Source organism: Gilliamella sp. GillExp13 (genome assembly GCF_001690815.1).
Lineage (GTDB): Bacteria > Pseudomonadota > Gammaproteobacteria > Enterobacterales > Orbaceae > Gilliamella > Gilliamella bombi.
In genome coordinates this window covers 1-393 of the sequence record NZ_LZHJ01000027.1, presented here as the reverse complement: position 1 = coordinate 393, position 393 = coordinate 1, and the positions used below count along the sequence as shown (strand labels likewise).

1 protein-coding gene is annotated in these 393 nt (G+C 40.7%); it reads right to left on the bottom strand.

Features of this window, described 5'->3' with window-relative positions:
- Positions 1–393, bottom strand: a 393-nt coding sequence (locus A9G37_RS02200) for an IS3 family transposase (protein ID WP_141671013.1), incomplete at both ends; no start/stop codon positions are given.

Below are 393 nucleotides of genomic sequence, written 5' to 3'. Positions count from 1 at the left end.
TAAGTTCATTGGAATTTGACTCATAGCTTGCATGACCAGTGCCGCTGTTTTATGCCTGCCAGCACTTCGCCCCACTATTTCTCGATTACTGATATCAACAATTACACAAAGGTAGTGCCAACGTTGTTTAACCCTTACATAGGTTAAATCGGTCACCAATATCTTTCGTGGTTGACCTATATTAAATTCTCGATTCAGTTCATTCCCCACCGGCGATTCATTGCTTTTTTCTGTATGAATACAATATTTTTTACAGGTGTATTTCGAAACCCAGCCATTTTTCGCCATGATTCGACCTATTCGGCGTCGAGATACGGTTATGCCTTGCTTTCTCAGCTCTGCTTGCAGACGCCTTGTACCATAAGCACGATAATTAGTATTAAAAATTTCACC